5 protein-coding genes are annotated in these 7,016 nt (G+C 57.2%); 3 read left to right on the forward strand and 2 right to left on the reverse strand.

Translation table 11 applies throughout. The features are described from left to right. Positions 1 to 149: 149 nt before the first annotated feature. On the reverse strand, positions 150 to 1,619 hold the full coding sequence (locus AABO57_28865) for a magnesium chelatase (protein MEK6289746.1): 1,470 nt from the start codon (positions 1,617 to 1,619) through the stop codon (positions 150 to 152). 187 nt (positions 1,620 to 1,806) lie between these two features. Further along, positions 1,807 to 2,511, reverse strand: a complete 705-nt coding sequence (locus AABO57_28870) for a hypothetical protein (protein MEK6289747.1) — start codon at positions 2,509 to 2,511, stop codon at positions 1,807 to 1,809. Between the two features lie 394 nt (positions 2,512 to 2,905). Between AABO57_28870 and AABO57_28875 the strand changes: the two genes are divergently transcribed. From AABO57_28875 to AABO57_28885, 3 genes are all read left to right on the forward strand, one after another. Then, on the forward strand, positions 2,906 to 3,829 hold the full coding sequence (locus AABO57_28875) for a fibronectin type III domain-containing protein (protein MEK6289748.1): 924 nt from the start codon (positions 2,906 to 2,908) through the stop codon (positions 3,827 to 3,829). A 60-nt stretch (positions 3,830 to 3,889) separates the two neighbouring features. Further along, positions 3,890 to 4,825, forward strand: coding sequence for a peptidase G2 autoproteolytic cleavage domain-containing protein (locus AABO57_28880; GenBank protein MEK6289749.1), 936 nt, complete (start codon positions 3,890 to 3,892; stop codon positions 4,823 to 4,825). Positions 4,826 to 4,933: 108 nt separating this feature from the next. Continuing rightward, positions 4,934 to 7,016 (forward strand): hypothetical protein (locus tag AABO57_28885; protein MEK6289750.1); only part of this gene is annotated, 2,083 nt, incomplete at its 3' end.

Consider the following 7,016-nt stretch of genomic DNA (forward strand, 5'->3'; position numbering starts at 1 on the left):
GGGGGTGTGTCTCTGGCTCGCCCCCCCTCTTTTATTTTTTTAATTTTTTTTTTCGCCAAAGCCCCCTCCCCGCCGCCCCCCCCCCCCCCCCCCCACCGCGAGCTTGAGTCATGCATTGCTGATGACCGATGACCAATGACCAATGACAATCAATTTATTTTTCGCGAGCGGCTGAAGCTTTCGTAGCCCTGTGCGCGCGCTTCCTGTTTAGCCGCCGCGTAGCCGCGCTCTTCGCTGCGGCTGATCTTCTTGTGCGCGTGCAGACCTTCAAGGATCAACTCGCACACCGCCACCAGCAGTTGCGGATCGGACTTGTCAGCCAATCCGGACTGGACGGCGGCGGCGGCCAACCCGTTTACGTTGCGAAAGCTCTTCAGGCAGAGATCGGCGCTGTCGGTTTCGCTCACTCTAATCGCGCCGCCATCATTGAACCAGGCGATGATCTCGGAACAATCGACGTGCTCGAAGTACTCTTCGAAGGTCTTTCCGACCGCGGTCCTGACCAGATCGCGCGCGACGTTGGCCGCTCCTCGTTGTTCACCTTCGTATTCAAGCTCGAGCTTTCCGGTAATCGACGGAAGGGCCGCGTAGATGTCGCTTATGCGCGGGACGATGGCAGGCTCGCCAGTCGCAAGGCGGCGGCGCTCCGCGTTTGAGATGACATTCTCTATCGCTGAGATCGGCAGCCGCTGGCTTACGCCCGAGCGCTTGTCGACACGTTGATCCGTGCGAGCTTCAAACGCAATCTGTTCGACCGCGCGCATTATGAACTCAGGGACGTTGAGCTTTTGTCCGTCGCGGCTCAGCCAGGCTTCTTGCCTGGTGATTTCAACGCCCTCTTCGACGCTGGCGGGATAGTGGGTGTTGATCTCGGAGCCGATGCGGTCCTTGAGCGGCGTGATGATCTTGCCGCGAGCAGTGTAGTCTTCGGGGTTCGCCGAAAACACGAGCATTACATCGAGCGGCATTCGAATCGGATAACCCTTAATCTGAACGTCGCCTTCTTGCATGATGTTGAACAAGCCAACTTGCACCTTGCTCGCCAAGTCAGGCAGCTCGTTTATGGCGAAGATGCCTCGGTTAGCGCGGGGCAGCAGCCCATAGTGGATCGTCAGCTCGTCGGATAGAAGATGCCCCCCACGAGCCGCTTTGATCGGATCGAGATCGCCAATCAGATCGGCTATGGTCACGTCAGGCGTCGCCAGCTTCTCAATGTAGCGCTTGTCGCGAGAAATAAACGTCACCGGAGTTTGCCCGCCGCGTTCTTCGATCATCAACCTGCACGCCTTGCATATCGGCGCATAGGGATTGTCGCTTATCTCACAACCCTCGATTGCGGGCATCCGCTCGTCGAGCAGCCCTGCAAGCTCACGCAGTATTCGGCTCTTCGCTTGTCCACGAAGCCCGAGGAGGATGAAATTGTGCCGTGACAACAAGGCGTTGACGATTTGAGGCACCACCGAATCATCGTAGCCGACGATCCCAGGAAATATCGTCTCACGCCGATTGATCTTGGCGATCAGATTCTCGCGCATCTCGGCTTTCACAGAACGATGGCCGATGCGCGATTCGTTAAACTCGCTCGACTTCAGGTCGGCGATGGTGCTTGGAAGGTGCATTAAATCCGGACCTCAGACTTTGATCGGGAGAAATCTCCGTGCTTATCCGCTCGTGAGTGAACTTTAGCCTCGCCTCTTGTGTCTGTAAACCCCGGGAACAGTTCAACACAAAGACACGAAGACACCAAGGGCTTCCGGTCGGTTGGGACTCTTTGTGTGCTTTGTGCCTTTGTGTTTGCGCTTCGGATCAGTCTTTGCCGAAGATCTTCTTAAAGACTCGCAGGAAGCCGCCGCCCTTCTTCTTATCTTTGTCGTCGTTCTTCTTCTTATCGTTTGAGTCCTTGTCGGAACTCTTCGCGATCGTTGGCTGAGCTTTCTGGTCCTTCTTCAGATCGGAAGGAGGCTGAGGCTTGGCAGCCTCCGCAGGCCGCGCGTCGCTTACGGTCTTCACTGCGGGAGGCGCTTCAGGATTCTTCGGAGGCGAAGGAGCAGTCCTGTTGGCATCGGCTGAAGGCGATCCCTTGTCGGCATCTTCGGCGGCGAGCGCTGCAGCCTTTGGATTTGGCGCGGCTCCTCCAACGTTGGCGTTCGCCGGCGCCTTGTCCTTCTTCCTCACCTCGGGAACCACTGTGTCAGCGGAAGCGATCTCGGGCTCAGCGCTGACCACCGGGGCGCTAACGTTAGCCGCGCTCTCGGCCGACGGGGCCTTAGGCAGAGATGGAGTTGGCTGAGGCTCTGAGTTCACCGACGGGGATGACACACGAGCCTTGGGCAGAAAGAGTATCGATGCCGCGGAAATAACAAGCGCCCCGACCAGCAACCCCACTCCAATGAGGGACCACCATTTGTTTCGCTCCTGCACCGCACCTTCTCGCGCGAGCCGTGCGCCGTCTATGTCGCAAAAGTTCAGCTCATCCGTGAAGGAGTCGTTGCAGACAGGGCATATCTTCATGGTCGTCTCCGGCTGACTGATCTAAGGCAAGTGTGTGATGACGGGGCCTATTGTACCATCATGGCAAATGGGGTTCAAACATCGCTTCAGCAAGCAACAAAGAGCTGGCCTTATGTCCAACCACGCCGCATTGTGCTCCGTTGCAAGATTTGGCTAAGTTGGCGCATTTGACGGATCGGACGAATTGCGCGCAGTTCGCGAATTTGACGACGTTGACGAAAGACATCGTTTGCGTTTTGCGGTAGTCTCCCCGCGCTGGCGAGTTCCCCTTGTGGGCGAGTGAGCTTCATCGCCCGGCGGAGCAGTGACGATTCCGAAGCAACCCGAGAGACGAAGCCAGCGCTTGACGCGGTGGCGTGACAGGCTGGGTGTGGCTTCAGGCGAAGGAGAGACGATGTCGAGACGAACGAGCCGGCACAGTCGCCAAGGTTTCGCGACGCGGCGCAAGGGTCAGATCACCATCGTGGTTGTCGTTGTGTTGAGCTTGTTCGCAGCCTGGACGATGCTGGCTTACTCGGGTGCGCTCGACTCGGTCTTTAGGCAGAAGCGTGATAAGAAGGACGCAGTATCGATTGCGAGCTTCAATTCAAACAGTCCGTCGAAGGAGTACGTCTACGCCGGCGGAAGACTTGTGGCTACCGAGGAACCTGCTGCAACCAGCGCAACACAGCCTGCGAATCTCGCGGCGCTGGCTAACACGGTTGGACAAGTTCATCTGACTTGGGACTGGTCGCCGGCCCTGGGAGAAGCTCTGGATCACTTCGTGGTCGAGAGGCGTCTGACGATAACCGGTCCGCCAACGCTGCTCACGCCCTCGCCCCCCACCGCCCCGAATTTCGACGATTCCATCAGCTTCGGCACGGTCGATTCTACGGGCACTATCACCGGCTCGGTCGTGACTTACCTGTACCGGGTGCGCGCCGTCAACACCGCCGGCAGCACGTCTGAGCCTAGCAACGGCGACTTAATGACTACGATCAACTACAGCCAGGACGAGATTCAACAGCAAATAACCACCGTCATGAAACGGGACCTCGCTGAACTCCGTGTGGCGGTGAATGCGGTTCGAGAGGCTGCGGGACTTAATTCATTCGCAGGCTGGACTAATCCCGACCTTTCACAGCCTAGCATTACTATTAAGACCGAGAATATTGCTGAGTTGCGAGGGAAGTTCGACGAGGCCTTTAGCGCCCTTAGCGTCATTAACCCGCCGACACAACCCGCTTACATGGACCCGACGCTGCAAAAGCAGTTCACTCCGGTCCGGAAAGCTCACTTCAATGAGCTCCGCAAGAGGGTCAGGCACAGGTCTACCTAGCGGCGCCGGCTAAAACAGCAACACGCCATCCGCAAGTCATGAAAAGGAGCCGATACTACAATGAACGAACTCAGAAGAACGAAACGCTTTCAACGCTCTATCTGGGCAGCTATCCTGCTCGTGTTCGGTTTTCTCTTATGTCAGCAAGACACGGCGCTGGCCCAGGTTACTGGATCTGGGACGATAAACAGGATACCAAAGTGGACCCCAAGCCCTACTGCGCTGAGTGATTCCGTTATCACCGATCTAAACGGCAATATCGGCATCGGCGCTGCAACACCCAGTGCGCTGTTGAACCTTCGCGTCCTCTCAGGAGATGTCATTGAGCGTCTCTCCAACGCAGGCAGTAGTGGCGGGGAGCTTGACTTGCGATATAAGTACGAAACTTCACAGCACCGCATAGGCTTCACTGATTCCAATGGCACCTGGCTCTTCTATAGTCAGTATGCTAGTCCGAACACAGGGTCGGTAGGGTATTTTCCGGGCAACGTCGGCATCGGTAATACAAACCCTCAGGTAAAGCTCGACGTCACGGGCAACATCAATGCTTCTGGCACCATTCAAGGGGGTAACGTAATCGCAAAATACCAAGACGTAGCCGAATGGGTTCCTGCGAGCCGCGCCATATCTGCCGGAACTGTCGTTGTCCTCGACGCTGAGCGGTCTAACCACGTGCTTCCATCCACCAGTACCTACGACACGCGCGTTGCTGGAGTCGTCTCTGCCCGCCCGGGGGTGTTACTTGGGGAAGGCGGCGAAGGCAAAGTCATGGTAGCCACCACTGGCCGAGTCAGGGTCAAGGTCGATGCGACCAACGCTCCGATTCGAGTTGGAGACTTACTGGTCACCAGCGACAAGGAAGGATTCGCGATGCGCTCCCAGCCGCTTGATCTTGGCGGGACTCCGATTCACCGCCCCGGCACGCTCATCGGCAAAGCTCTTGAGCCGCTTGAAAAAGGCACCGGTGAGATTCTGGTCCTGCTCAGTCTCCAATAGCAGTGACCTTGGGAACGCCTTAGCATACGTGAAGTTGCTGACTGAACAGCTAGTCAAGCAGGACCGAAAGCAAACCACAGAGCGGGTCGAACAAGAGGAGACAGAATCATGCCATTCTCAAGACATAAGATCAGGCGTGCGCATCAAAGAAAGCATTCCGGGCCGTCTCGCTTTATGGCGCTTATGGTAACCGGCGCGATTGCGGTTTCTCTGTCGCAAGCCCTCGCTCGCACCGCAGGAGAGCAAGCACGCAACGCGATGGACGCCGCCGTCAAGTTCTTAGCTAAGAGTGCTTCTAAGAAGGCCCAGACCTTCAGCTCACAGGACTTCAAAGGCCCCTCAGACCGCGCATCTGAGATCAGACACCTGCGGCTGTGCCCAAGAAAACTTCTGCTATACGTGGGCGAGGCCTTCACGCTTGTTCCGTTGCCGCTCGACCGGAACAAAGAGGTGGTACACGGAGCAGCTTTGATCTGGGAGACGAAGGACCCCAACTTGGCAAGCGTTTCTTCTTGGGGCGAGGTTTCAGCAAGTGCCCCCGGACACACCCAGGTTGCCGTTAACGCCGGCACGACGAAAGCGCATGTGAACGTCGAGGTGCGCGCGGGGTTGCGACCCAGACTTAGCGATCGCAGGCAGGGCGATTTGGATTGGGACGCGGAACACGGCCACGATTGCGACGACCCGGAAGCGGCACAGATGGCCGAGCCTCAACCGACGATCGCAGCAAATCTTATCTCAGCAGCGACTGCTTCTGCTGGCACGCTCGCCGGCCGTGTCCACACGGACTCGGTCAGCGATGAGGGTCGAATGAGGGCCCGGCAATCATTCAAATCGCTGGCTCAACCTGCCGCGCTCCGTCAAACTCGTTCGACGACGAAGCATACGGTCAAGTTCACAACGGGGGCAGGTAACCTGACCGGCAAGGCTTTAGGTCGCAGCCCTTTTCTAATCGAGCCCATACTTGATGGAGATAATCCTGATTCTACAGCCACAGCGGCTGCCGCACCCTACAATGCGGTCGGCAGCCCGCGCTTCGGTGCGGTCGAGTTTTCGCAGGGTAGCGTGACTAAGACTAAGAACTTACTCGGCAGCTACGACTACGTGTTCTCTGCTCCGGTGCTTGGGCTGCCGGGCCGTGGCCTCGATGTGAATCTTGCTTTGACCTGTAACAGCCGCGTGTGGAGCAAAGAGCCGGGCGGCATGATGTTCAATTATGGAAAAGGATGGCCCGCCCCCGGATGGACTATCGGCTATGGCCGGCTGGTGGATAACTATGATGGCGTTGGAAACTGGCTGCTGATCCAGCCCGATGGCACTCGCACCCACCTTCAATTGCAAAGCGGGATAGCAAGCTCGACTGACGGGTCGTTTATCACACTGAATCCCTTGAACGGCAAGCTGCGCTATCCGGACGGGACGTTGGTCACCTACAGCAATGCGCAGAATTTCCGATGGCTACCGGTCAGCATCCGTACTCGCAACGGCGATCTGATAACGATCGGCTATCGTCAGTATCAAAAGCACGCCGATCAGCCGAACTACTTTCCGGTCCGGTGGGCCATTGACCAAATTACAGACACGCTGGGGCGGATCATACAATTCCACTACTACGGTGACAGCGGCTACGCGGCGGATACCACAGGCGCAAAGCCTCAGTTTGCGCTGGCGGCGGTGACCGCTCCCGATCAGGGCAGTGGCGCCAGCACGCTAGTGCGCATCGAATATCAAACAATCACACTTCAATACAACTTCAGCGTGCCGGTGGACCAGAACAGCAACCCGGCTTCAGGATCACAGATCACCGTAATGAAGAGAATCTACTATCCGGCGACCGGACGGGGCTTTCTGTTTCTGGACTACAGCACCTACGGCATTGCTCGTCGCATCTCGGTGCGCAACAACATGACCGGAGCGGCTGGAGCCATCACCGATGGGACCCAGATAGCCTACACCAAGTACAACTACACCACGATCGACCCTTTGGATCCCTATGACCGGAATCAGGTGGGCTTGCTCAACGACTCGCCTCAGTACACGACGCGGAGTGAATGGTGGCAGGGGAAGATCGATGGAGCCGCCGAAACTGCATACAGCTACTCGCGGTTGATTGACAACGTTAATCTCAAAGAAATTGACACGGTGAGTGCGCCGCCGGGTTTGCAAGTGGCAGATATGGTGACGACGACCG

The sequence above is a fragment of the Acidobacteriota bacterium genome, assembly GCA_038040445.1.
Classification (GTDB): Bacteria; Acidobacteriota; Blastocatellia; order UBA7656; family UBA7656; genus Onstottus_A; species Onstottus_A frigus.